This window comes from Roseburia sp. OM03-7AC (assembly GCF_003462625.1).
Lineage (GTDB): Bacteria > Bacillota > Clostridia > Lachnospirales > Lachnospiraceae > Roseburia_C > Roseburia_C amylophila.
The window spans coordinates 781,678-806,178 of sequence record NZ_QTZJ01000001.1; the positions used below are offsets into that span (position 1 = coordinate 781,678).

23 protein-coding genes and 1 pseudogene are annotated in these 24,501 nt (G+C 39.8%); 6 read left to right on the top strand and 18 right to left on the bottom strand.

The genetic code is table 11. From position 1 onward, the window contains the following. Positions 1–210: 210 nt before the first annotated feature. The 18 genes and pseudogenes from addA to DXB39_RS03905 all read right to left on the bottom strand — a co-directional run bounded on the left by addA (position 211) and on the right by DXB39_RS03905 (position 18,851). Positions 211–3,828 (bottom strand): helicase-exonuclease AddAB subunit AddA, encoded by a 3,618-nt coding sequence (addA, locus tag DXB39_RS03820; protein WP_117840921.1) that lies wholly within the window; start codon positions 3,826–3,828, stop codon positions 211–213. A gap of 3 nt (positions 3,829–3,831) precedes the next feature. Next, positions 3,832–7,260, bottom strand: a complete 3,429-nt coding sequence (gene addB / locus DXB39_RS03825; protein ID WP_117840920.1) for a helicase-exonuclease AddAB subunit AddB — start codon at positions 7,258–7,260, stop codon at positions 3,832–3,834. Position 7,261: 1 nt separating this feature from the next. After that, positions 7,262–8,272 carry a LacI family DNA-binding transcriptional regulator gene (locus DXB39_RS03830; RefSeq protein ID WP_117699096.1) on the bottom strand — a complete coding sequence of 337 codons (1,011 nt, stop codon included), beginning with the start codon at positions 8,270–8,272 and terminating at the stop codon, positions 7,262–7,264. A 44-nt stretch (positions 8,273–8,316) separates the two neighbouring features. Continuing rightward, positions 8,317–8,910 (bottom strand): ribonuclease H1 domain-containing protein, encoded by a 594-nt coding sequence (locus DXB39_RS03835; protein ID WP_117840919.1) that lies wholly within the window; start codon positions 8,908–8,910, stop codon positions 8,317–8,319. Positions 8,911–9,015: 105 nt separating this feature from the next. Continuing rightward, positions 9,016–9,693: a DUF6198 family protein gene (locus DXB39_RS03840; RefSeq protein ID WP_117840918.1), complete on the bottom strand. Its 678-nt coding sequence runs from the start codon at positions 9,691–9,693 to the stop codon at positions 9,016–9,018. Between the two features lie 14 nt (positions 9,694–9,707). Then, positions 9,708–10,250 (bottom strand): DUF3877 family protein, encoded by a 543-nt coding sequence (locus DXB39_RS03845; RefSeq protein ID WP_117840917.1) that lies wholly within the window; start codon positions 10,248–10,250, stop codon positions 9,708–9,710. A 94-nt stretch (positions 10,251–10,344) separates the two neighbouring features. Next, on the bottom strand, positions 10,345–11,220 hold the full coding sequence (locus DXB39_RS03850; RefSeq protein ID WP_117840916.1) for a hypothetical protein: 876 nt from the start codon (positions 11,218–11,220) through the stop codon (positions 10,345–10,347). Positions 11,221–11,511: 291 nt separating this feature from the next. Beyond that, positions 11,512–11,748 (bottom strand): hypothetical protein, encoded by a 237-nt coding sequence (locus DXB39_RS03855; RefSeq protein ID WP_117699318.1) that lies wholly within the window; start codon positions 11,746–11,748, stop codon positions 11,512–11,514. A gap of 266 nt (positions 11,749–12,014) precedes the next feature. Then, the gene (locus DXB39_RS03860; RefSeq protein ID WP_242986319.1) at positions 12,015–12,329 is read right to left on the bottom strand and encodes an XRE family transcriptional regulator; all 315 of its coding nucleotides are present in this window, start codon (positions 12,327–12,329) and stop codon (positions 12,015–12,017) included. A 250-nt stretch (positions 12,330–12,579) separates the two neighbouring features. Continuing rightward, entirely contained in the window at positions 12,580–12,801 is a 222-nt protein-coding gene (locus DXB39_RS03865) for a hypothetical protein (RefSeq protein ID WP_242986320.1), read from the bottom strand. Continuing rightward, entirely contained in the window at positions 12,788–13,036 is a 249-nt protein-coding gene (locus DXB39_RS03870) for a hypothetical protein (protein WP_117840915.1), read from the bottom strand. Before DXB39_RS03870 ends, DXB39_RS03865 begins: the two co-directional genes overlap by 14 nt. A 4-nt stretch (positions 13,037–13,040) precedes the next feature. After that, entirely contained in the window at positions 13,041–13,598 is a 558-nt protein-coding gene (locus DXB39_RS03875) for a hypothetical protein (RefSeq protein WP_242988719.1), read from the bottom strand. A gap of 474 nt (positions 13,599–14,072) precedes the next feature. Beyond that, positions 14,073–14,960, bottom strand: a pseudogene (locus DXB39_RS03880) (type IV secretory system conjugative DNA transfer family protein); the annotation flags it as partial. 105 nt (positions 14,961–15,065) lie between these two features. Continuing rightward, entirely contained in the window at positions 15,066–15,338 is a 273-nt protein-coding gene (locus DXB39_RS03885; protein ID WP_242986327.1) for a hypothetical protein, read from the bottom strand. 448 nt (positions 15,339–15,786) lie between these two features. Next, positions 15,787–16,098, bottom strand: a complete 312-nt coding sequence (locus DXB39_RS03890) for a type II toxin-antitoxin system RelE/ParE family toxin (RefSeq protein ID WP_117699360.1) — start codon at positions 16,096–16,098, stop codon at positions 15,787–15,789. Continuing rightward, on the bottom strand, positions 16,088–16,348 hold the full coding sequence (locus tag DXB39_RS03895) for a type II toxin-antitoxin system Phd/YefM family antitoxin (protein WP_117840913.1): 261 nt from the start codon (positions 16,346–16,348) through the stop codon (positions 16,088–16,090). Before DXB39_RS03895 ends, DXB39_RS03890 begins: the two co-directional genes overlap by 11 nt. A gap of 417 nt (positions 16,349–16,765) precedes the next feature. Further along, positions 16,766–18,061 carry a tyrosine-type recombinase/integrase gene (locus DXB39_RS03900; RefSeq protein ID WP_009321335.1) on the bottom strand — a complete coding sequence of 432 codons (1,296 nt, stop codon included), beginning with the start codon at positions 18,059–18,061 and terminating at the stop codon, positions 16,766–16,768. 160 nt (positions 18,062–18,221) lie between these two features. Beyond that, positions 18,222–18,851, bottom strand: a complete 630-nt coding sequence (locus tag DXB39_RS03905) for a helix-turn-helix domain-containing protein (protein WP_009243739.1) — start codon at positions 18,849–18,851, stop codon at positions 18,222–18,224. Positions 18,852–19,026: 175 nt separating this feature from the next. Between DXB39_RS03905 and DXB39_RS03910 the strand changes: the two genes are divergently transcribed. The 6 genes from DXB39_RS03910 to DXB39_RS03940 all read left to right on the top strand — a co-directional run bounded on the left by DXB39_RS03910 (position 19,027) and on the right by DXB39_RS03940 (position 24,377). Further along, the gene (locus DXB39_RS03910; RefSeq protein ID WP_002578307.1) at positions 19,027–19,257 is read left to right on the top strand and encodes a helix-turn-helix domain-containing protein; all 231 of its coding nucleotides are present in this window, start codon (positions 19,027–19,029) and stop codon (positions 19,255–19,257) included. A 144-nt stretch (positions 19,258–19,401) separates the two neighbouring features. Then, positions 19,402–19,716 carry a DUF3847 domain-containing protein gene (locus tag DXB39_RS03915; protein WP_002578306.1) on the top strand — a complete coding sequence of 105 codons (315 nt, stop codon included), beginning with the start codon at positions 19,402–19,404 and terminating at the stop codon, positions 19,714–19,716. A gap of 328 nt (positions 19,717–20,044) precedes the next feature. After that, a complete protein-coding gene (locus DXB39_RS03925) occupies positions 20,045–21,766 on the top strand; it encodes a MobA/MobL family protein (protein ID WP_109214826.1) in 1,722 nt (573 codons plus the stop codon). Next, the gene (locus DXB39_RS03930; RefSeq protein ID WP_009243742.1) at positions 21,705–22,454 is read left to right on the top strand and encodes a DUF6040 family protein; all 750 of its coding nucleotides are present in this window, start codon (positions 21,705–21,707) and stop codon (positions 22,452–22,454) included. Before DXB39_RS03925 ends, DXB39_RS03930 begins: the two co-directional genes overlap by 62 nt. 155 nt (positions 22,455–22,609) lie before the next feature. Continuing rightward, the gene (locus DXB39_RS03935; protein ID WP_024738910.1) at positions 22,610–23,068 is read left to right on the top strand and encodes a MarR family transcriptional regulator; all 459 of its coding nucleotides are present in this window, start codon (positions 22,610–22,612) and stop codon (positions 23,066–23,068) included. Then, entirely contained in the window at positions 23,058–24,377 is a 1,320-nt protein-coding gene (locus tag DXB39_RS03940) for an MATE family efflux transporter (RefSeq protein ID WP_117840911.1), read from the top strand. Before DXB39_RS03935 ends, DXB39_RS03940 begins: the two co-directional genes overlap by 11 nt. The last annotated feature ends 124 nt before the right edge of the window (positions 24,378–24,501 follow it).

The following is a 24,501-nucleotide window of genomic DNA, read 5'->3' on the forward strand; positions in this document are numbered from 1 at the left end:
GCCGAAATTCTTAGTGCCCCTTACAGGCGTATGCGGTATCCGCAGACAACGGACAGTGCGACGTGTCGGTCCAAGCAACGGAAAGACAGTTTATCATCAAGGAAAATATACGCCTAAGAACTGCTGGTATTTCAAAGAAACTAAAACAAATGCTCTTCATACGCAAAAACTTTTCCTATTAACACTTTCCCTCCCATCACTTATGACACCTTATACTTCAATTGCCTGATTCAGCCGGAAGGAATAAAGATACTTCTCCTTCACCGGAAGCGGGAATATCCGTTCTAACGCTTCTGCATATAAATCCAGCTGTTCTTTATACATATCCCGCAGCCTTGTGGCACTATCTACCCGGTCTGTCTTATAATCAAGCAGTACAATTCCATCTTCTTCCACCCAGAAAACATCTATGATTCCCTGGATTAAAACCATCTCTTCTTCCATCTCATGATTTCCCATGACAAACGGCTTCTCGCGGAACAAATCATCCCGCATTGCAGCTGCTTTCATACGGGGTGCAAGCTGCGATTTTAAGAATAATTCCACGGATGGTATACGGATTAATTTTTGCATATCCTCAGATACTTTACCCATTTGTACCAGTCCTGTCAACTGCTTTTTTATATTCTCTGCAAATTCATCGGAACGATCCGGCATTTTCGTAAAATCATAGCATTCCATCAGACGATGCATTGCTGTTCCACGCAGTGCTCCCTGATTTACTTCTGCTTTTCCTTCCATAAATGCCGGAACATATGGGGTAGATACTTCTTCTAAGAATTTCGGTGTAACATCCTCTTCTTCCTTTGCTGCAAGCTCCCTCATTGCCCGGTGTTTTAATTCCGATACAGAATATTTTGTCACCAGATGAATGGCATCCGGGTGCGGATACTGATAGGATAATTGTTCCTTTATCTTTTCATACAGAGTATCCGAAACTTTCTCCGCCTGCTGCACACGCTGCCTCAATGACACATGTTCTGTTATCTGATGCGCCGCCTCGTCCTCTAACATGCTCCATGGTGTCACATAGGAAACCTTGTCCCAGCTGCCACTGGCGGCTGCCGCCGGAAGGATCCACTCCAGGAAGGTCTTTGCTTCTGCCCGCTCCTTAAAATTAAGTTCTGTTCGGTTACTTCCGCAATAAATTTCTCTTATCTGCTGCAGCATTTCTTCATCCTTGATGCAGCCCGTTATAATCAATTTTTCTTTGGCTCTTGTAAATGCCACATATAAGACACGAAGCTCCTCACCGAGACTTTCTAATTCTGTCTGCCTTGCAATTACCTTCTTAAAAAATGCAGGTACTTTTATCCGCCGGTCTTCCTCAATAATATCAAGTCCAACGCCAAGGTTCGGATGCAGAATCATCTTGCTGCGGCTATCCTGCTTATTAAAGGATTTGCCCATTCCACTGACAAAGCAGACCGGAAATTCCAGTCCCTTACTCTTGTGTATACTCATTATATTTACTGCATCTTCATTTTCACCCACAAGTTCTGCTTCCCCAAAGTCCACATCATACTTCTGCAGCTCATCAATGTATCTTATAAAATGATAAAGTCCGCGATAACTGGTTTTCTCATAGGCAATAGCTTTCTCTGACAGCATATGAAGATTTGCAAGTCTCTGTCTGCCCGCCGGCAATGCCGATGCATATCTGGCATATCCCGTTTCCTTCAATACCTTTTGCAGCAGTTCGTGCATTGGTATATCCATGGTCTGTCTACGAAGTTTTTTATATGTTTCGGAAAAACGTTTTAATTTTGCCCGCATGTCTTCATCCGCTGTTGATTCTTTTTCTGTCAGTTCTTCTTCCGCTTCCAAAAACATCTTTACACACTGATGATACGGCTTGTCCTCTGCCAGTAACCGGAGTCTTGCAAGCTGCTCATCGGAAAGACCTGCCATTGGGGATTTTAATACTGCTGCCAGTGGAATATCCTGTCTTGGATTATCTAATATCCTAAGATAATTTAATACCGTCCTGATTTCTAATGTGGAAAAATATCCGGTTCTTGAAACCGTATGTGCCGGAATTCCATTGGCATTTAAAACCTCTGCAAAAAGATCCGCCCATTCACTTAAACTACGCAGTAAAATTACAATATCGCCATAGCGGACTTTCCGGAATTCTCCGGTTTCTTCGTCTACCACTTTCTCTTTGCCTACCATCTTCCGAATCCGGTCTGCAATTAATTTTGCTTCCAGTTCCTGCTTTGAAATCCGCTGTTTTGTTTCCTCTTCCAGTTCCTGTGTAGTTGTAAGAAGAATCTCACTGTCAAAAGCGTCTGCTTTCTCGCCCGCCGGATAATCTGCACCACAATACAATGCCGCCTCATCGGTATAATCCACACCGCCAAGATTCCGTTTCATAATCTGATAGAAAATATCATTGGTAAAAGTAAGCACCGTATCTCTGCTTCGGAAGTTCTTATGCAGATCAATCCGCTGGCAGGGTGCATCTGTTGTCTCATAAGTATCAAACTTTTCCATGAAAAGCTCCGGTCTCGCCAGACGAAAACGGTAAATACTCTGTTTTACATCTCCTACCATAAAAAGATTATTCTGTCCGACCACTTCTCTTGAAATTGCCCGGAGAATCGTCTCCTGCACATAGTTGCTGTCCTGATACTCATCGATCATAATTTCTTCATAGGCATTCTGAAATTCTTTTGCTGTCTCCGTTGGTTTCCCGGTCTCTTCCTCTACCAATATCTCTAATGCAAAATGCTCAAGGTCTGAGAAATCCACCAGATTCTTATCCTGCTTTCTTTCTGCGAAAGCATCGATAAAACGCTCCGTCACTTCAGCTAACGCTTCTGCTGATGGCTGTACCAGAGCGAGCTGCTCTAAGATTTCCTGAAAAGTAAGGGCAAAGCAGTCACTTTTTAACTTTCCGATTCCATCCTTAAGCTTCTTACGTTCTGTCTTTACCTGCTCCTGCTTTTCCGGACTTCCGATATAATCCTTTGCTCTTCCTAATGTTGCAAATTTACATTTTCCTAATTCTTCATAAAAATTCTGATAAGTACTGCAGGAAAGCAATTTCTCCATCCGCTCTTCATCCTGCTCACAGGCTTCCTCATACATATAGGGGCCATCGACATCCTGACAAAGTTCATGATAATGCTCTGCCTGCTCTAAATAGCCCTTTACCATCTGCTTCCCATATTCTACCGTCATTTCAATAAAAGGCGCCTGCTCTAATTCCTGCTCTGTTTTTATCTCATAACAGCTTAACGCTTCCCGAAGCCACTGCTTCGGCCATGGATAACTCTGTGCATAGGAATAAAGTTTAAAAATCATATCCCGCACCGGTGCATCACTTCTACTGGTTCCATAACAGGAAATGAGATGCAAAAACCCCGGATGTTTTTCTTCATAACACTGTTCAAACAATCCGGTCATTACATCTTCCCGAAGAAGCTTTAACTCGCCTTCATCTCCAATACGGAAATTCGGCTCCAGACCGATTTCATGAAAATGATTCCGAAGCACATAAAGGCAGAAACTGTCTATGGTAGTAATCTGCGCATTCTGCACCAGTGCAGCCTGCTGCTGTAATCTCACATCGGAAGGATTCTCCTGCAATGCCTTTTCCAAGGCTTTTGCTACACGCTCTTTCATCTGGGCTGCCGCCGCATTGGTAAAAGTTACCACCAGAAGATGGTCAATGTCTACCGGATGCTTCTTATCCAATACCAGCTCTTTGATTCGCTCTACCAGTACGGCTGTCTTTCCGGAACCTGCTGCCGCAGACACTAAGATATTACGGTTTCTTAAATCAATGACCTGCTGCTGTTCTTTTGTCCATGTCATTCCCATTTCTTAAAAAACCTCCTTCATGCGTTCATAGATTTCCTCGGAAGATAATTCTTCCAACCGCCTTACTTCATATCCCGGAATTTTTTTATCAAATCCACAGACCGCAGCATATGGACAATAATCACAGCTGCTCCGGTTCTTTAAAAGATACGGATTCACCTCTGTATTTCCCTTTAAAATAGCATTTCCAGCTTCTGCAATCCGATAGTTAGCATAATCCGCAATCAGCCTAAATTCTTCCTTATCCACAGCCTTATCGCTCTTTCGCACCGTTCCGTCCTTATTTACAGAAATCGGAAGGACATTGGATTTACCGGAAAGTTCCACATCCATGGCACGGTAAATATCATCCTCTGTATTTACCACTCCATCCAGACGTAAATTTTCCAATATCTTTCTTCGAATCTCTTCTTCAGATTCACTACCGGTTCCTTCCACCATCGGATCATCAATATGATAGTAGAACATACCTGCCGGCACTACCTCTTTTGCCGGATTTTGCTTTGCAAATAATTCCATTGCTGCATTCATATAAACCACAAGCTGAAGCTTCAGTCCATGATACAGAGATAGCAGTTCAAAACCGGTATTACCGGATTTATAATCAATAATCTTTACATATAACTTATCTTTGTCTTCATAAGTATCAATACGGTCAATTCTTCCCTGGAGCCGCATATGCTCTTCTTCACTGAGTTTAAAATTCACTGCATTTAAATCATCCGTATAGGAAAATCCCACCTCAAACTGCGATGGTTCAAATTTTCCCTGACGGATCTGGCTGGTCAGTGCCCAGATGGTCCGTGCAAAAATCTTTTTCATCTTTGCTACCTGATAACGGTTTGCCGCTGTATCTGCCATGGCTGCATTTCCACTGGAAGCAATTGCTTCTTCCATCGCCCGCTCCATAAGCTGTTTTTGTGCTTCTTCTGTAATATCAAACCAGCTATAGGATGATTCTTTCAGATACCGGCTATAATTTTCCAATGCCTGATGATAGATATTTCCCATATCCGCCATACGGAATTCAAAGAGTTCCCGTTCCTGTAAACGCAGTCCATACGTCAGGAAATGGGCACAGGCACAGGCTGCATACTGTTCCAACCGCGTAACACTGTTCTTTAACTCATTTCCATAAAGAGCCTTTGCCACAGCCCGGCTGATTGGCTCTGCATGATATTTAAGCTCTGCTGCATCAAGAATAGCTTTTACCTGCTCCCGATATGCCGGTTCCTTTTCATACCAATGCAGCAAAGCCTGCCAGAGTACTTCCTTCTCATCATTCCACCCGGCATCTTCCTGATACAGTCCCTCTAACAGAAATGCCATGCTGCTCTCCGGTGTTACCAGTGTTTCATCAACCTGTTCTCCCGTTATCAGCTCTGCTCTTAACCCCGGGAACAGTCCCTCAATCATATGAATAAAATAGGACGGGCGCTTTGCACTTCCATCACTGCCTACCCTTGCATAGGTAAGATAAAGTTTTTTCGATGGCTTTGTCACTGCAAGATAAAGGTAAAAACGCTGGATAAAAACACGTTCCCTTGCTGTAGGAGCCAGTTCCATATGATTTTTCGCAAGTTCTTCTCTTTCCAGCTGGGAAATGATGCCGCCACGATTATCGGATTTTGGCACAATACCATCATTGACTCCCACGATAAACAATACTTTTATATCGTCAAGACGGGTTCTTTCGATATCACCAATCATCACGCAGTCATAGCCACCCGGAATCACGCCTACTTTGGCTGCTTCAAAGCCAGCTTCTAAGACCTTGGCATATTCGGATATGTCCATGACTTCATCACCCAGAAGCGTTGCCATCTTATCCAAAATATCCATTACGATGCGATAAATCTGTGCATATTCCTTTGCCTTGGCTAAGTCCTTCGCCTCTTTATACTGATTCTCCCGGTATTTTAACTGCTGCTCTATCTGTAAGGACACAATAAACTGATAGAGTGCTGTCGTGCATTCCCGTACGGTAGCACCTTTTTTACGAAATACAGCCGTCAATTCCGAAAATGGCTCCATTACACGGATCCGGAGTTCATTTAATGCTTCTAAATCTTCTTCCGTAACCTCATGGGTGGTATAAATAAATCTTGCCTCCCATTTTTTCTTTCCACGGATGCCTGCTGCCAGTACATAATTTTCCAGCAGGTCAATCTCATCCTCACTGATTTGTGATAATCCGCAGCGCAGATAACGGAACATTGCTTCCTCTGAAAAATTGTCCTCGATTACCTGCAAAAGAGACCGGACAAATTCCAAAAATGGATGCAGTAAAATATTTTTCGTTGTATCTAAGAAAAACGGAATGCCAAACTCCTCCATAATCTGCGGCACATAGCTTCCATACTCTTCTATGGCACCGGAAATAATGGCAAAATCCCGGTAGCGGTATGCTCCGGTATGCACCAGCCTTGCAATCTCTTCTGCTGCATACTGCAGTTCTCTTCTTGGATTTGGCAGGGATAAAATCTCTATGCCTTCTTTGATTTCTTTCTCATCCTTCTTTTCGTAGCTATGATGTCTGGTACGGAACAGATTCTGCTCTAAGAACCGTAGTACCGGTGCCTCCCGGAACCGGTCAGCTTTGGGATTCTTTAATACCACCGGCTCTGTTACTTCAAAATGCTTCTCTTCTGCCATTTTCATTAGGCTGGCTACAGTCTTCTTACTCATGGCAAACAGCTCCTGCATATCATGATAGGAATAAATATCCTCTGCCGGGTCAATGGTTACTGTCACATATATATCTGATACAATTCCCATCAGGCGGTACAGCACGTTATTCTGAATCGGTGTAAATCCGGTAAATCCATCGAAAACCAGCACGGCATCCTGTAAAAGCTTTGATTCCTCTGCCATATCACAGAAGGCTTCTAAAACTTCTTCAGCAGTAATATACATCCCGGAAATTGCACTTCGAAAACCCCTGTACATGGTCAGGATATCCTGCAGTTTATAGGAAAATGCCGGTGGCATATTCTGCTCTTCAATAAATGTTTCCAAAGTATCCGGATCGATATTATACTGTGTCAGCTCTGATATCAGGGACTTCACTTCACTGATATATCCCATCTTTTTCATATTTCCCTGCATGACACATAAATCATCCATCCGCTCTTCGGCAACCTTACGCAATACAAGGTTTTTCCCGGTCTCTTCTAAAACTGCCATATTCGTCTTTCCTAATTCATCGAAAATACGATATGCCAGTCGCTGGAAGCTGACCACATCTATATTCATAATACTGTTTTTTTCCTGTAACCGAACAAGTTCACGCTGCGTCTGCATCGTGAACTGTTCCGGTACTACTACATAATAATTTTTCTTTAAATTCTTCTGAGCTTCTTTGACTGTTTTGCGGAATACATAGTCTGACTTTCCGCTTCCAGCACTGCCCAGCACAAATTGCAGTGCCATATCAGATTCCTCCTACTGATTCTCCTACCAAAAGTTCTCCATTGATAATCACACGCTCCACCAGCGTTGTCTTAGGCTGCTCGATTCTCTGTACCAGACGTTTTACGGCCTCTTCCCCAATCTTTCTGGTATTCTGCCGTATAGTCGTAATCTTTGGACTCATCATCTGGGATACTTTTGTTCCATCAAAACCTGCAATAGAAATATCATCCGGTACTTTAAGTCCCATTTCATCAATTACATTAATCCCACCAATTAATGCTGTATCATCCGGGTAGAGAATACAGGTCGGCGGGTCAGGCAGATTTAAAAGTTCCCTGGTTGCCTTTGCCACAAGCCTGGTATCTAAATATTCTCCTTCCTTTAAATAGTCATCCGGAACATTCAGATTAAAGCTCTCCATTGTCTGGAAAAAGCTGGTCAGACGATCTCTGGTAACAGCCGAATGTTTTTCCCCATAAATGTATGCAATTTTCCGGTGTCCCTTGGAATAAATATAACGTACCAGTTCATTCATCCCTTTTACATTATTAGAAGAAACAACCGTGCAGTTGTAATATACATAATCCACAGTAACAATCGGAATATTACTCTGCAAAAGTTCCTGTACCTCCGGTTCCTCAAACCTGGCACACACAATTCCAACTCCGTCAAAATTCCGGTATTTGCAGTGTTCAAGATATGACATCTTATGATTCACATGCTCATTATTAATAAAAGTGATATCATAGCCTAATTCTTCCGCCTTTTCTTTAAATCCATTTAAGATGCCAGAGAAATATTCATGGGTAAGCCCTCTTCCGGCCTCCTCTTTAAAAAGTACTCCTAAGTTATAAGAACGGTTCGTCTTTAATGCCCTTGCTGCCGCATTCGGAAAATACCCCATCTCCTGTGCTGCTTCTTTAATCCGTATCCTGGTCTTCTCTCCAATATCGCTATGTCCATTCAACGCTTTACTTACTGTTGCCGTTGAGACACCACAACGCTTCGCTACGTCCTTTAATGAAACCATTTCTTTCCTCCTGTTTTATCCCCGTATCCACTCTTCTGCAGATACTATAGCTCAATTCCGACTGCCTCTTTTGCCAGCCGGTCTGCTTCTTCATTTCCTTCTACTCCTGAATGCCCTTTTACTTTTACAAAATGAAGTGTAATTTTATCCTTTATGCCCTGAATATAGTCATAATAGGCAATGGTTCCTTTCTTATTCCGTTTCCATGCTCCTGTTGCCCACATTTCAATGCCCATATAGTCATAATATATCGTAAGCTCTGCCAGTCCAAGTTCCACTGCCTTCTCAATGGCAGCCATGCTTCCTAATACTTCTCCTGCCACATTATGCATGGATACCATTTCTTCTTCCGATCCTGAGCCCTGCAGCACTTCTTTTTTCCCATCTGCCATCAGAAAGCCGCCGTATCCGTATACCTTAGTTGCAATATTATAAGAGCCATCCACAAAGGCATAATTTTCCGGCTCTTTTTCTACTGTCTGCTGCTTCTGACCGATATATTCTTCTGCCGCTTCCCTTGTTGGAAAGCTTTTAAACTCTGCTCCCGGAAAACCATCGGTCTGCTGCTTACATATATCCCAGCTCATATAAATACCCGGTTTCTTTCCTTTTCGGACTGCATAAAACTTTGCTGCCATTCTTCTTCCTCTTACTATCTTTTATTTCTGTGAATTTTCTTCTTTTCTTAATTTACATCATTAATTCTATTCTATCATTTTTCCCTTTGAAAGGCTAGGACAAGCTTAGGATTCGTAACGATATTTTCCAAAGAAATGATTGTATACTGCAATGACTCTTCCTACTCCAATCACTGCCAGCAATGTTCCAATTCCGATTCCAAGAATTTTTCCTTTTATCAAAAGTCCTGCCACACAGGTTATTGTTACATTGCATGCATCAAAACAGTTTTTGGTAAATCCTACTGATTTTCCTGCGAAATCTGCAATTGCCTGAACAACTCCGTCTCCCGGATTCGGTATGATTCTCATATTCAAAGACATGGCCGCACCTACACCGGTTAATATGATTGCCAGCATCAGCAGTAAAAGTCTTCCCGGAATGCCACCCCAGAATGTGCCCTCACAGTCTTTGGCAAATTCTGGAACAAAACCGGCAAATAAATTCATAAAACGGGTAAATACAATACTCAGTGGCAGCTGCAAAATGTCTAATAACAGTCGTTTCATATATTTTCCTTTTTCCCGCCGGATGGTATGCAATATCATTTCTATCAGTACAAAAATGCTGTACAAAATCAATGTCATATCTCCTAAATTCCACCCACTGATTACTGACATGCTGTAAGCCACGGATATAATCGGTGATACACCAAGTCCTGTTTTCGTATTTAATATGATTCCCATGGCAAGCAGCAGTAATCCTGCAATATATACCAGCACCCTGTTTATTTTCTTCTGCATCTTTTCTTCCTCTTTTACTCTATGTTATCTGAAAACAAATCCCGGTAATCCTCCGGCATAAAACGATGATAGATGATATGGCAGCCTTCGTCCTTAAAGCAGTAATAATAAGAATCCTCTCCATGTTCAAAATAAATAAGATAATCAAAATCCTCTGTCTCAATTTTCTCAAAATGTATCTTCTCGCCGGTTCCTAAGAACAGCTTATGGATATCCTCTATGGTGCAAGGATGTGTCTGCAGCAGAGCCACAAGCTTTTTAATAAAAGAATTTCCACTTCTTTTTTCATGCACATATTCTGCACCTTCTTCCGGCACTACAAAACAAAAGCGGTCCTTGTTTCTGCTAATTTCTACTCTGCCAAGCCGTATTCCTGCTGCTTCATAAAATTCTTTTTCCAATTCTTCCGTTGATTTTCCGCTCACTTCTTCTCCCAGAAAATGCTTTAATGAACTCAAAGGATAATATAACCGGATTTTTTCTTTCCGGTATCCAAGTTTTACCTGCTCTTCCTGTATGAAATCCATAATTCCTTTTTCTAATCTGCTATAATCCATTGTATGCTCCTTTAGACGTGGAAAAACAGAACCACCTTTCGACGATTCTGTTTCATGCTGATACAAAGTAAGCTTTGCCCACTTTGCTCAATTTCTATTCTGCATTGATATACTCATAATCCCGGTCTAACTCAATTGCCACACTTCCATCATTGATTGTGCCATCAAATGTATGTGCTTCATCTGTTCCAAGACCCTTTACAATTCCATTTTCATATTCTTCTGCGGTACGCTGTGTCTGTAATACGAACAGCAGTCCCTTATATTCTGCCGGTGCTGTTACTTTATAAGTCTCTTTTATTTCATAGTAAGTCACCATCGGATACTCACTGCCATCCTCTACCGTCCAGTCACCAAATGTTGTCTCTGTATCTTCTGTGGCTGCCACCTGATATGTTGTGCCGGCACAAGCCACTTCTGCCATCATAGCCATGGAACTGTCTGTTGCAGCTACATGCTGCGGCAGCACCATTCCGGTAGTTGCATCCACGAGGCTGATGTCTTCATATTCGATATAAGCTTCTGCATCCGTCTGTATGCCATTCCACGGAATCTTTGCAGATAAAGTAACCGTATAAACTGTATTTCCTTCTTCGTCTGCCTCAGTACGATTCCAGCTTATCTCATACTCCGCCTGATTTAAATGATTGGTAAAATCAGATGCCTGCACAAAGGTCTCACCATCCATGGTTCCTGCCATATTGTATACATTGACATTTTTTATCACAGCGGTATTCTCTTCGGTTTCCATTTTGTGCTGATACATACCGGATAAAACATACCAGGTATCTTCCTTAAGATTTCCCTGTGCCTCTGTCTCCGTCTCTGTGGCATGGAGCCCTTCCACTGCTTCTGTTTCTGTATTTCCTGCTGCTTCCTTGTCTGTATCTTTCTCCTTTGGTCCGCATCCATCCAGCATTCCTAATACGACAATGCAAATCAAAGCTGCCGCCCATATTTTCTTCTTCATTTCCTGCTCCTTCACTCTATCCATAACACAATATATTCATTCTTATCCCCGCATGCGATTGGTTGCACACGGACTTTACGATTATACCGTAGATGAAGGGGAAGTGCAAGGAGTTAATAGAAAGATAATTGTGGTATATACTCTGTAGTTATATTTAGCAAAAAACAGCCACCAATCGTTAGATTTGAAACCTAACTTTTGGTGGTGGCACACAATAACCTCTCCTGTATTACTTTTATATTATTCTTTATAAATTATTCCAATATATTCCCATAATAATTTTGGGCTAACTTAAAAATCGTATTGAGATGATTCTTTCCCTTCATAACTACCATTTGGGATTGTTTTCTTAAATGCAACTCCAATCGGCAAAATCCCCCTTATTATTCCCTGCCGAATAAACTGCTGGTCTTTTCCCATTAGTTTAGCAACTTCTATAATAGGAACATTCTTACCTGAAAACTCTGGAAGAATATAATAGATTTTATTATTAAACTTATTAGTTTGCTCCTGTGTTTCCTGTTCCATATGTGCTCACCTCATCTATATATTCTACTTCTTCAAATAGTATTTCCAATTGAATTTCTCCCTTTTTACAAAAGTGTGTCTGATGCATACTAACTCATTTTTATTCGCTTTCCCACACTTTTATTCATTTTCTATTCATTTCTTACTAATGGGTATTCTTTTTTACTCTAAGTTGTCGTGCAATTTATTAAATTTGAATTTTGAAAAAGCCAGCACCTTGAATGGACTGGCTCTTTCAATGTCTCCTGTAATTGACAAACTTGAATTTATCGCTTCTTATAGGTAATTACGATTCCAATAACAGAAGCAATGAAAGCAAATGGCGCTAATCTCACAAAGACAAATTCAAATCCATGTAATATTGTTCCTGCAACTGCAAATTCCGGGTTATTATAATCCCACCCTAGATAAGAACTTTTCATAATCGCAAGAGCAATAAAAACAAGCACTATAAACGCACATAGCGAGATAAATATCCAACGGATCGTTTTTACTTTGACCATGTTTCTCTTTGCCAACTGTAAATTAATTACCTCTAATTTTTCAGAGATTGCTTTTAGGTCATCTGTCATTGACTCCATTACAGTTTCTCCAAGCAATACACTTACAGAAGTATCCAATTCATCTGCTAATGTAATCAGCATATCCGAATCTGGAACTGATAAACCTGCTCGTGTCAACCCTAGACCAAAAAAAATTTAATTTTTTTGTACCCTCAAATATCACTTTCCATTATACCTGCTATTGCAGTATATTGAAAGCAATATTTATGCCTGCATAAGAAAGGAGTGCCACATTTTCTCGGCACTCCACACTCTTTAAACATCCATCTTACCTGAAAAATGGATCATCTGTATTCCATACAATCTCTATATTGTCCTCTCCATTGATAATCACTTTTTTGATTACCTTCTGGATTTTCTCTCTGTCAAAAGATTCCATATTGATGATACTTTCTAACTGTGTCTCAAACTTACTGGAAGAATTATCTTCTGGCGGTATTTCTGTTTTAAGCTGTTCAATTTCCTGATGCAATTCATCAATCTTCTCCATGGTAAAAAGAGTCTTCTCTTGGTAGTACACCAAATAAATCACTTATATCCTCTTCTGTCAATCCCATCTCTTCCAACTGTACTACTATGCTTTCCATCCCATCAAATAGAACTCCCAACTGTTGCTCAGTTATTGTGGACGAACCTGAAGCCATTGCGGTATAACTTTGAGAAAGTACCAGACTGACCGCAAGCACAATTGAACACATAAATTTTACAATCTTTGTTTTTGCCATACTTTTATCCTCCCATGTTTTGATTCAGTTTTTCTTGATTCCAATAAAAACTTAATTTTACTAGCAAGCCTTTTCTTTCCACATCTATAGTTGCATAAAGTTCATCACCTCCATAAACATAAAGCTCATCATCAACCGATTTCCATACAACATTTATATCACTTAAATTGTAATCTCTAAATATAAATACATTTTCTTCCACAATTTGTTTTGATATTATTTCTATGTCTTCTGTATTTTTTACATAATACTCTAGTATAAAATCACCATTATGCTTATAGTCATCTTCCGCATAAATAACATTACCCTCAAAATAATTTTTTTTGCCCAAATACAATTCTAAGGAGTTCATTCCATAATCAAATGTATGATCCACCCCTGATGCCGAACCCATCATTGTACACAATATTCCAAAAAATACCACCCAAAATCCATAGATAAAATAAAATTTTTTCTTTTTGCATTTTTTATCTCTATATCTGCCAAAGCACATTACATGCGTTATCTGATGTGCGAAGAAGAACGTTAAAAATAATGATAGCGCTAAATAGTAAACTTTCAAATTGTTCTCACCTCTCATCATGCATAATATATTCATTTAGTTATTCATATATTTCTCTGTATAAAAACCATAATAATTATTATACAAAAAAATTTAATTCTAATGTTGAAAAATATTGTTTACTTTTTTTTGCTTCTATTTGTAAATGACAAAATAATTTTGTACACAATAATATAAACTAAAATCAATATATAGTATCGTGAATCACGAACTGTTCCAATAGCAATAAAAAATATAGTAGTCAATATAATTAGTATTGAAAAAACAGTAAAAATAATTTTTTTCATAAATATCTCCTATCGAAATTGTAACCCTTAATTGCATAAAAACGTTATACAACAATTAATGTGTTCATTCTACTTATTCTTTAAATTTAGTTGTACGCTTTACTTACCTAAAATATCAACGAATTTAACATCATTTTCATTTACATAGACACAGTATAACATAATTCCTGTGCCTATGCGATATCATTTAATGCTTATTCCGATATGAACTCATCTTCTCCACAGTTACCTCCGCATAAAAGTAAGTAAGAATCGTTGCCTTCGGAACTCCTGCAGCAAGTGCTTTCTTCACCTCTTCCTTCTGCTCCGGTGTATATGACCAGTGTAGCATTCTGTTTGTGATGGTATCCTCCCACTTAGGCTTTTCCCTCTCAGGATTCCTTACAGGCTTAGCTCCAGTACTTCCATTAGACGCATTGGCACTTTCTGCAGCATCAGACTTCTGCGATTCATCGACATACTCAAGCTCATTTGCTTGCTCCCTGTCAATCTTTGCCTTCTGCTCTGCTTCATCCTGCATTGAGAATCTTCTGCTTAATTCCGCATCACCAAGCATCATAAACTGCTCATAGGTAAGAGAATCTATATACACATTCTCGCCCTTATCCTTCAGTTTTTCATAATACTTAACTGCCTTATCTGACAGAATCTCAAATGGTGGACCGATAAGATTATCTGCTCCCATTATCTGATGAACATAAGGCTCTCCCTTGCCATCTGCTGTCTGGTTAAACATCGGATGATTGAATGGTATGAACTTATTGTCCATGATAGGAACAAAACCACGGATAAAGATAATACACTTTTTGTTATCCAGCTTTCTGACCTCATCGGGTGTAAACAGTTCTCTTCCTAATACATCATAGTTTCTTGAAGAGCTTCCCTGTCTGCCCTTTGTCTCCCCGCTTGACTTCTTATCAATCGTCCCTTTGCACAAAAGCTCCGAGACATACTTGTGTGTACTCTGCTCATTGCCTCCAAGATAAATGAAAGTATCGCAGTTGCCGGGAATTGTCTCCCAGGTATCTTTGAAAAGTGCCTTTAACTGGGCAAAGTTCTGAATGATGATGCGTGACTTATACAAATGCTGTCGCATTTAAGGTTATGCCGGATACGGCATTATGTTCGTAACAATGGGACTTTTTTACAGCCCCTCTGCACTATGTTAAATATTACAATTTCAATCCAAAGAAGTTATGATTATATCATTTTCAACATCTGTATGCAGTATCTTATTCCGAATAGTTCTGGCTGCTTCAAGCACCTTCGATATCAGTAGTACAAGTTCCGTAATCGCCATATTAAGTATCAATGCTAATCGTTGTGGTTTGTTTCCATACAGTTCAATCGACCTTTTTATCGGTTCTGTGATATGTTCCCTTTTTTTCTGTAAAATCTCATCCATAGGAACATCACTTATGATTGCTCTGTCAACCTCCCGATTCCAGTCCATCCGCAGTTTATTATCCTGCTCAATCTGTTCAGTTTTGGGATTATTTTTTCCAATCTTCTTGGTAGCAAGATATGGACCATTACGATCAAATACTGTAGCTCTTCATTGGTGAGTGCCATGGCATGAACCTCCTTGCATAAACAAAATTCATACCCTTAAATGCACCCTATGAATATAAAAAGGCTTCCCAGATTATCTGGAAAGCCTTATGGTATTGTATTTGAATTTGGAATACTTGATTTTCTAATTGCATACGCAATTCGTGAAATGTATAATTATACTGTTGATACATCAGACACACAAATGTAAATAGGGACTTGAATTTTATTTATACGGAACTAACAGACCTGTCATTTTTATTAGTTGCAATATCTTCCATTACTAAATTTTACTTTGCAGTATTTCTATTATACTAAATTTAATTTGTAGGATGAATACAACACATTTTTTATAATTTACTTTGATAATTCTCTAACTGATGAAAAATACCAACTACATTTACAACATCCGCTCTCACATCAAAAACGATAATATAATTCATCTGTGACACAACTGCCTCACGATATCCTCTTTTAGCAAGATATGCATCTCTGCACTCTGCGAACTGAAATGGATTAACCTCTAGCCTGTCACAGATAGTATCTATACTATCCAACAGATGCTTTGCTGCCTGTTCATTCCTTAAGCAATAAATTAAATGATACACAAGATTATCAAGCAGTTCATTCGCATGTTCAGTAACATTTATTTTATATGCCATACTTCGCCCTCATTTCTCTAAGCGCAGTTCTGGCATCCTTTACCTGTCCTTCCTCTATTTGCTTTTCAGATATTTCAATATCTCTGTACATAGCAATCTGTCTCATGGTTGACTCATAAGTCTCCATGCTCATAATTACCATATCTCCATATCCATTTTTCGTAACATAAATTGGTTCCTCTGCTTTATGACACATATCAGATATCTCTGATGTATTCTTCAAATCTTTAATTGGAATTATTTGTGGCATAATGTACACCTCCTATTCATGGTCTAATTATACCATAATTATGTCTTTTTTCAATTTAATTATCACGTAAAGTGAAATTTTTAATTTTTAATTTCTATGTCCCTATTTACATTTGTGTGTCTGATGTATCAACAGTATAATTATACATTTCACGAATTACGTATGCAATTAGAAAATCAAGTAGTCCAAATTCCATAAAATGAAATTTTAGGGCAAATTACAGACATTGGCTTGGCTGTAGTATTTTTTAACAACGTGTGTTAGACTACTGTTATACAAATCGGAATTTGTGGAGAGATTTCCTGAACTTTCCTTATTTTACAGGCTTTTCAGCCCATTAAATAGTGAAATGATATGTATTTTCCCTTATTTTTGCCCTTATGCGGAATCCGCAAGGGAAATAAGGGAAATTTTTAGTTAAGCATTGCTCGCTACTTTATCAAGAAGTCTTGCGGAATCCCGTTTTGCTTTTCTTGTTGAGTGAGCGTAAATATTCATTGTGGTACTGACATCAGAGTGTCCTAACAGTTCCTGTACATCTTTCGGTGCAGCTCCATTGGAAAGCAGATTGCTGGTATAAGTGTGACGCAACTGGTGAAAATGGAAATCTTCAAATCCTTCCAGCTTCTTTGCCACTGATCTGCATACAATGCTGAGTGTACTCGGCAGTTCCAAAGAGCCATCTGGTCGCAGGCAGACAAAGGAGATTTCTTTGTAATCTGTCGGGACTTCCTGTGTTCCGTCAAGATGATAGTATTCATAATATACCCTGTTTTTCACATGCACTTCTTTGTAGTAATTGCGGTGATATAATTCGCCATACTGCATCCGGTTTTTGAGCTGTTCTTTTCTGGCAGCTTTCAGTATTTCAGTCAGCGTATCTCCAAAATCAACAATCCTTACTTTTTTCCGTTTCGTTGGTCCGATAATATTTTTGTGTTTCATGCCGTCGTAGCGGATACTGCGTTTTATGGTCAGGCATTGTTCCTCAAGGTTAATGTCCTGCCATGTAAGACCACAGGTTTCCCCGATACGGAGCCCGGCATAATACGCAATTTGAATCGGAAGAATAGCAGGTGGATTTTTCTTTTCCAGATATTGGATAAGCCGTTCATAATCCTCATGTGAAATCGGCTGTGTACCTTCTTCCACTTCATCATCGGAAAAGAGGTCAACTTCCTCTGCCTGCTTTTTCAGCTTAATATACTGCATCGGATTGAAACTGATTAACTGTTTTGGAAATACTGCAAAACGGAATGACTGCTGTAACACTGCGGAAAAAGAATGGATATAATCTTTGCTGTATCCCTTTTTTACTTTCCCGTCTGGAAACTCACCACCGAATGTAAGCAGATCAAGAAATGCCTGTAAATGTTCGGCAGTAACTGTTTTCAGTTTGCGGTCTGCAATCGGGTGTTTTTTGATACATCGGATTGCACCAAGATAATTTTCCACTGTACCGTTGCTGAGTGTCCCAGTTTTCAGTTCTTCTTCTGCCCACATATCCAGAAGTTCCCCTACGGTAAGATTATCTGCCTTTGCAACAAACTTCTTATCTTCGTAGTCTTCCAGTGCCTTGCGGAGAAGCTTTTCCGTCTCACTTTTACTTTCGGTTCCGGCGTATTCTTTCTGAACCATTTTACCGCTTGCATCTTCTACATAGAAACGATAGTACCATTTTTTTCCTTTTTTTCTAACAGATCCTTTTGCCATAATCGTATGTCTCCTTTCGATATCAGACAATCGGAACTGCTGAAATGCTTCTTGCGTGTAGGCATCTTATGGACAAGTCCATAAGCCAATTCGCCGCTCGTCAAATCTGTAAACAGCTTGACTCGCTTGCGCTCATTGTATCATAACTCCGATTATCTTACTATACCGATTCAGAATCGTCATACATAACTTCGGATAAAAGATTTGCAAGCCTTTGTTCTGCCGCTTCCGGTTTCTTTGAATAGAGCCTTACAACATCTGCCATATCATTAAATGCGTTGACAGTATGTGTGATCTCCCTGAGAAACATAATCTCATTATATTCATCTTTCGATTCAAATCCCATTACTTTGGCAATGTCCGCATCTTTGGTACTGCCTTTGTAATTTTTACAGGCGAACTGAAACGAATCCAGAAACAGTTCATATTGCTTTAACATTAACAGCAGTAAGTCTTTAGAAAAAGCGTCTTCTGTTTTATTGAGGTCAAGAGGAAACTGTTTGAGAATGTCGCCCATCGCATCACGAATCTGCAATTCTTTCTTATCCGTAATATCAGTTTCATATTCATCGGTTTCCCCTTTGAGCCATTCAATCGATACATGAAGTGCTTCCGAAAGACCTTCCAGTACCATCTTTTTGGTATTGTCAATCGAACCATTCTCATAACGCAGGATTGTGGAAGCGGTAACTCCCATCTTCTCTGCGACATAAGGCTGTGTCAGATTTAATTCCAGACGGCGCTGTTTTGCCCTGCTGCCAATCAGCTTGCGTAGTTCTTTATCTTTCATGCTGATGTGCCTCCTTTTTCGGTATGTCATTACTATACCACGCAACAAAATATATTGCAATATGCAATTTTAAGAAAAGCAGAAAAATTTCATAATGCTTGACAAAGCAATATAAACACGCTATACTGACAGCACAAATGAAATTGCATAATGCAATTCGAAAGGAGGTGGTCATATGACGCAAAGAAAGATTGCCTTATCTATTGAGGAAGCTGCTGATTATACGGGAATTGGCAGGAACACCCTGCGAAAGTTGGTAGAGTGGAAGAAACTTCCGGTATTGAAGGTTGGGAGAAAAGTCCTGATCAAAACGGATATGCTGGAACTTTTTATGGAAGCCAACGAGGGCAGGGACTTGAGGGATAAGGGAAATGTGAAAGCAGTCACAAGAAACGGTTCAACTTAAAAAAGCGGTTCCCGAAGAAACCGCCAAAGGTTCTATCAGACCGGAGTCATGATATACCTACACGCAAGCAGATTATACCATGTACTTCGTCTGACAGACAACAGGAAACTTATGTTTGGAAAAAAAGAAAGGACGATGATATTTATGGCAAGATCAACAAAGAGTTATGAGGAGCGTATGCTCCAGTTGGAAAAGAAAGAACAGGAAAGCCTTGAGAAAGCAAAACAGTATGCAGCACAGAAACGGGAACTGAAGAAACGTCAGAAAGATGTGGAAACCAAAAAACGGACACACAGGCTCTGCCAGATTGGCGGTGCAGTGGAATCGGTACTGGGTTCTGCGATTGAGGAAGATGATATCCCAAAGCTGATCGGCTTCTTAAAAAGGCAGGAAGCAAATGGGAAATTCTTCTCAAAGGCAATGCAGAAAGAGCCAGTTGCAAATACGGAGGAAGTGTAATGCCGGAGGGAGTGGAGTTTCCATTCCCTTCATTGCTTTTTTATGAAGGGCGCACTTATGGACAACCAGAGGTCGTCCGTATAAGTTTGCCACAGGTGGCAACCGGTCTGCGCTTACGCTTGCCGGGCTCGTTCCGTCGGCGGGGCTTTCAGCCAGACCTGCTCATGCCGCAGGAGGCACTCTTCGCCAGATGGGCACATTCCATGCAGGCTGTTATGCACAGGGCACTCTTACGCAGAGGGTGCTCCGGCAGATACCATTTTCTTTTAGGAAAAACGTTACCTGCCGGAAATCAAAGCCGGATACGGCAGAATGGGGGAAACGGAGCATGGCGATTTTTCATTATACAGTAAAGATTGTTGGACGCAGCAAAGGAAAATCCATCATATCGGCGTCTGCTTATCTCAATGGCGATGTGATGAAAAATGAAGAAACAGGCAGGATCAGCTACTATACTTCAAAAAAAGAAGTCGTTTATACCAGCCTGCTGATGTGTGAAAATGCACCACAGGAATGGCAGAATGTACCTGCTGAAAATATCAGACGGTTCCAGAAATCTGTCCGATATAAAAGGGCAGATAACCAAAATGCTGCACTGGAAAAATTCAAACTTACTTTTCAGAAGCAGCGTTTATGGAATGAAGTCTTGAGGATAGAAAAAAGTTCAGATGCACAACTCGGCAGGTCATTTGAGTTCTCACTTCCGAAAGAATGGAGCCGACAGGAACAGATTGATTATACAACTGAATATATTCAAAAGACCTTTGTAGATAAGGGAATGTGTGCGGATTGGAGTATCCACGATAAAGGAGATGGTAATCCCCATGTGCATTTATTGGTGACGTTGCGACCATTCAATTCAGACCACTCATGGGGTAACAAAGAAATCAAGGATTGGGAGTTTGTCAGAGATGAAAATGGAAATATTGTGGTGGATGAATCCCATCCGGACTGGTGGCAGGATAAAAAGAACCCTGACCGTCATGGAATCCGAATCCCCGTACTTGATGAAAATGGAGTCCAGAAAGTCGGGACAAGGAACCGCAAACAGTGGAAACGTGTATTAACCGATGCTACCGGGTGGAACAATCCGAAAAATTGTGAGCTATGGCGGAGCGAATGGGCAAACGTCTGTAATGCACATTTGAAAACGGAAAATCACATTGACCATCGTTCTTATGCAAGGCAGGGAAAATTAGAGATACCGACGATCCATGAGGGCGCAGATGCCAGAAAAATTGACGAGAAATTTCAAAACGGACAGACATCCTCTACTTCATGGAAAGTAGAGGAAAACCAGATCATAAAAAGACAAAATGCACTGCTGGATAAAATACAGATTTCTTTTGGAAAAGTATCCAGTGCATTAACACAATGGAAGGAGCGATTGCGTGACATTAGAAGAAAGCCGGGAAGTCATTCCCATGATGGAGACAATGATAAACCAGATCGAGGAACAGCAGAATCTTATGGCAGAGATGGTACAGGAATTGCAGGAACGGGACAGGCAGCTCCTGTCTTTTCAGGAGCAGAACCAGAGTTTAAAAAGCTTAAACAGCGAATTATCCAGGCTGCTAAATCTTTTGCCAGATACAGAAGAACTGCTCTCACAGATCGAGCAACAGAAAACCAGAATCGAACAGTTGGAAAACGAGAATCAGCAATGGCAGGAATTAACGCAGAAGCTGAACAACGAGAACAGCTTATTGCAGAAACAGAACAGCGAATTGCTGACCTTAAACAGCAGATAGAGAAAGCGAGGGAGATCGATGAGCGAATGCAGAAACTTAGAGAACGTCGGGCAGGTGGAAGAACTTCTGCTGATGACCGAACAGATGCAGGACGAACTGGATCAGAAAGACCAGACAATCCAGGAACTAAACAGGCAGCTAAGCGAATCGCTGACCTTGAACGAGAAATTGAACAGCGAAAACAGAGCCGAGAATATCGAAGCATTGCGGACAAGATTAAGGCAAACAGAGGAACGATTGACCAGCGAGACAGACAGCAGGAAAAGAGCCGACGCAGAAGCCGTGGCATGGAAATTTAAGTATGAAAAAGCAGAGCAGGAAAAACTTTATGCACAGACACACCAAAAGACGGTAGAGGTAGCTGTTGAGAAAAAAGTGCCTTATGAGAAATGTGAAAAATGTGACCGTACTGCTTACCGGAAAGCAAAAGAAAAATGCGATAGCCGTAAAAGCCAGTTAGAAAAGAAATATAAAAATATGACGATTGGTTATGAAAGTATCTTGTTTCTACTGGCATGGTACAGCATAACAACAACACTGTTTACTGCGATTCTTTCGCCGGTTTTCCTTAACGACTGTATCGTCTTTTTCGGTGCGTTAGGAAAAGGAATGGGAAGTTTATTTCGGGAGTTTGTGACAGGTGCAGACTCTTTCGGACAGTTAAGCAGTGGAATACCTAACAGTATTCTTTCCGGGATTGTGTACTGGCTGATTGCCGGTACTGTCATGGCAATTTTATTCGTAATAACCGGGTGGCTGATAATCGGGATTGGTTATCAGGTAGGAAAAATCTACCGGAAATATTGTTGGGATATCATCAGTATCGTGGTAGCGATAACGAGTACAGCTGTTGTAATTTACTTTGGAGAATGGATTAAAAACGCTAATCCGATAAATCTTATTGTATTGCTATTACTGTCGCATATTATTTATATTGGAATCAGATGTTATGTGAAAGACTGGATGGAAGAACGAGGATATTATTAAAAGAGGACAGGGAAATTTCATAATCTTCCTGTCCTTAGTAAGGGACTATTGATTGTTTATATAAAGAAAAAGTATATAAATAAATCTTGACAATTAGTACGAACTCGGACTATATTATAAAAGTCCGGATTCGTACTAATTTAAGGAGGAAAAAGATGAGAAAAGATAATAATATGATAATACAGTTGCAACGATATTATGCTTTATGGGAAGAATGTACAGCAATGTATGAGGAATGGTCAAAGGATCAGGGACTGTCTTCAAATGGAGTTTTTGCTTTGTATTCATTTTATGAAAGTAATGGAAGATGCACGCAGAAAATGATAAGTGAAAAATGGAATATACCTAAGCAAACGGTAAATACGATACTAAAAGATTTTCAGAAAAAAGGATACATCAATATGGTATCTGATGATTCAGACAAGAGAAATAAGCTGATATGCCTCACAGAATCAGGAATGGAATATACGAAAGATATCATAGAAAAACTGCACTCAAAAGAAATATATGTAATCGAAAAAATGGGATTAGAGAATATAGAAAGTCTTAATGATAATACAGAGCTGTTTATCAGACTTTTCAAGGAAGGAGATTGTAAGAAAAATGAATCATAAATCATTATTTTTTAAATATGTTATTCCATCTATTATAGCATTTGCATTATCAGGAATATATGCGATAGTGGATGGATATTTTGTAGGCAATACCATAGGAGATGCTGGACTTTCGGCTATTAATATTGTATATCCGATTGAGGCTTTGATTCAGGCTCTTGGAACAGGAATTGGTATGGGAGGAGCTGTTTATTACTCAATTAATGCAGCAGAAAAGAAAGGAAAACGGGCAGAAGAATTTATTGCTACAAGCTGGTGGCTTCTTGTAATAGTAAGTGTTATCAGTACCATAATTATTTACTCCTTTTCGTCTAAAATTTTAGGATTGCTTGGAGCAGATGGAATTATATTAACAAATGCGACAGATTATATCAAAATTATAGCACTTGGAGCAATATTGCAGATTCTTGGAACTGGAATGATGCCATTCATTAGAAATTATGGAAACTCTTTCTGGTCAATGTTTGCGATGGTTGGTGGATTCATAACCAATATTGTTCTGGATTTTATCTTTGTATGGATATATGAAATGGGCATGAAAGGTGCAGCCACAGCTACAATAGCCGGACAGGGTGTGACTGCAGCAATTGCAATCATATACGCATTATATATTAAAAAGTTTTATGTGTATGTATCCTTAAAAAATGTAAAAGAAATGTGTGGCGCTATATTCAGAGTAGGTCTTGCACCATTTGGGCTAGCATTGACTCCTAATATTTCATTGGTGTTTATAAACCGATTCTCCGCTTCTTATGGGGGAGAAAAAGCTATTGCAACTTATGCATGTGTATCCTATATTATCTGTATCATATATCTCATATTGCAGGGCGTAGGTGATGGAAGTCAACCTTTAATGAGCCGTTTTTATGGTGAGAAGGATCAAGAAAGCCTGAGAGGAGTTCAGAGAATGGCATACATTTTTGCAATAATTCTTGCTGTTTGTGGTGGAATTATCATGTATGTAAACAGAGCAAATATTGGAGGGGTTTTCGGAGCTTCTTATGAAGTAAGTATTGAGATTTCTAAAATTGTACCTATATTTTTAGTGTCATTACCATTTGTTGCGATTACCAGAATAGCGACAGCTGGATTTTATGCTACTGAAAAAAGTGGATTGTCATACATTCTTACATTCATTGAACCAGTATTGATGCTGATATTTATGCTTGTTTTACCACCTTTATTTGGTGGACAGATTATGATATGGTGGAGTACGGTATTGGCACGTGTTTTTTCAGCGATTCTGGCATTCATACTAATAAAATATTGCGAAAAGGGAGATTTGCAATATGGAATACAGAAAATTTAACAATCAGATAGTAGCAAGAATAATCTAGGTTTATCTATTGTATTTTTAAGGACAGCCTCATAGCAATAGGGCTGTCCTTTTAAAATTATGAAGCTAATTTTTAATAAATTCTAGTAGATTTTGA

Coding starts and splice junctions, on each gene's coding strand:
- addB (WP_117840920.1), bottom strand. CDS start 7,260: ATGGCACTGCAATTTGTGCTGGGCAGTGCTGGAAGCGGAAAGTCAGAC.
- DXB39_RS03940 (WP_117840911.1), top strand. CDS start 23,058: ATGAATCATAAATCATTATTTTTTAAATATGTTATTCCATCTATTATA.
- DXB39_RS03890 (WP_117699360.1), bottom strand. CDS start 16,098: ATGGCATATAAAATAAATGTTACTGAACATGCGAATGAACTGCTTGAT.
- DXB39_RS03850 (WP_117840916.1), bottom strand. CDS start 11,220: ATGAAGAAGAAAATATGGGCGGCAGCTTTGATTTGCATTGTCGTATTA.
- DXB39_RS03835 (WP_117840919.1), bottom strand. CDS start 8,910: ATGGCAGCAAAGTTTTATGCAGTCCGAAAAGGAAAGAAACCGGGTATT.
- DXB39_RS03905 (WP_009243739.1), bottom strand. CDS start 18,851: ATGAAAGATAAAGAACTACGCAAGCTGATTGGCAGCAGGGCAAAACAG.
- DXB39_RS03860 (WP_242986319.1), bottom strand. CDS start 12,329: ATGGAGTCAATGACAGATGACCTAAAAGCAATCTCTGAAAAATTAGAG.
- DXB39_RS03910 (WP_002578307.1), top strand. CDS start 19,027: ATGACGCAAAGAAAGATTGCCTTATCTATTGAGGAAGCTGCTGATTAT.
- DXB39_RS03925 (WP_109214826.1), top strand. CDS start 20,045: ATGGCGATTTTTCATTATACAGTAAAGATTGTTGGACGCAGCAAAGGA.
- DXB39_RS03895 (WP_117840913.1), bottom strand. CDS start 16,348: ATGCCACAAATAATTCCAATTAAAGATTTGAAGAATACATCAGAGATA.
- DXB39_RS03845 (WP_117840917.1), bottom strand. CDS start 10,250: ATGGATTATAGCAGATTAGAAAAAGGAATTATGGATTTCATACAGGAA.
- DXB39_RS03855 (WP_117699318.1), bottom strand. CDS start 11,748: ATGGAACAGGAAACACAGGAGCAAACTAATAAGTTTAATAATAAAATC.
- DXB39_RS03885 (WP_242986327.1), bottom strand. CDS start 15,338: ATGGACTGGAATCGGGAGGTTGACAGAGCAATCATAAGTGATGTTCCT.
- DXB39_RS03870 (WP_117840915.1), bottom strand. CDS start 13,036: ATGGCAAAAACAAAGATTGTAAAATTTATGTGTTCAATTGTGCTTGCG.
- addA (WP_117840921.1), bottom strand. CDS start 3,828: ATGGGAATGACATGGACAAAAGAACAGCAGCAGGTCATTGATTTAAGA.
- DXB39_RS03840 (WP_117840918.1), bottom strand. CDS start 9,693: ATGCAGAAGAAAATAAACAGGGTGCTGGTATATATTGCAGGATTACTG.
- DXB39_RS03935 (WP_024738910.1), top strand. CDS start 22,610: ATGAGAAAAGATAATAATATGATAATACAGTTGCAACGATATTATGCT.
- DXB39_RS03915 (WP_002578306.1), top strand. CDS start 19,402: ATGGCAAGATCAACAAAGAGTTATGAGGAGCGTATGCTCCAGTTGGAA.
- DXB39_RS03900 (WP_009321335.1), bottom strand. CDS start 18,061: ATGGCAAAAGGATCTGTTAGAAAAAAAGGAAAAAAATGGTACTATCGT.
- DXB39_RS03865 (WP_242986320.1), bottom strand. CDS start 12,801: ATGGAGAAGATTGATGAATTGCATCAGGAAATTGAACAGCTTAAAACA.
- DXB39_RS03830 (WP_117699096.1), bottom strand. CDS start 8,272: ATGGTTTCATTAAAGGACGTAGCGAAGCGTTGTGGTGTCTCAACGGCA.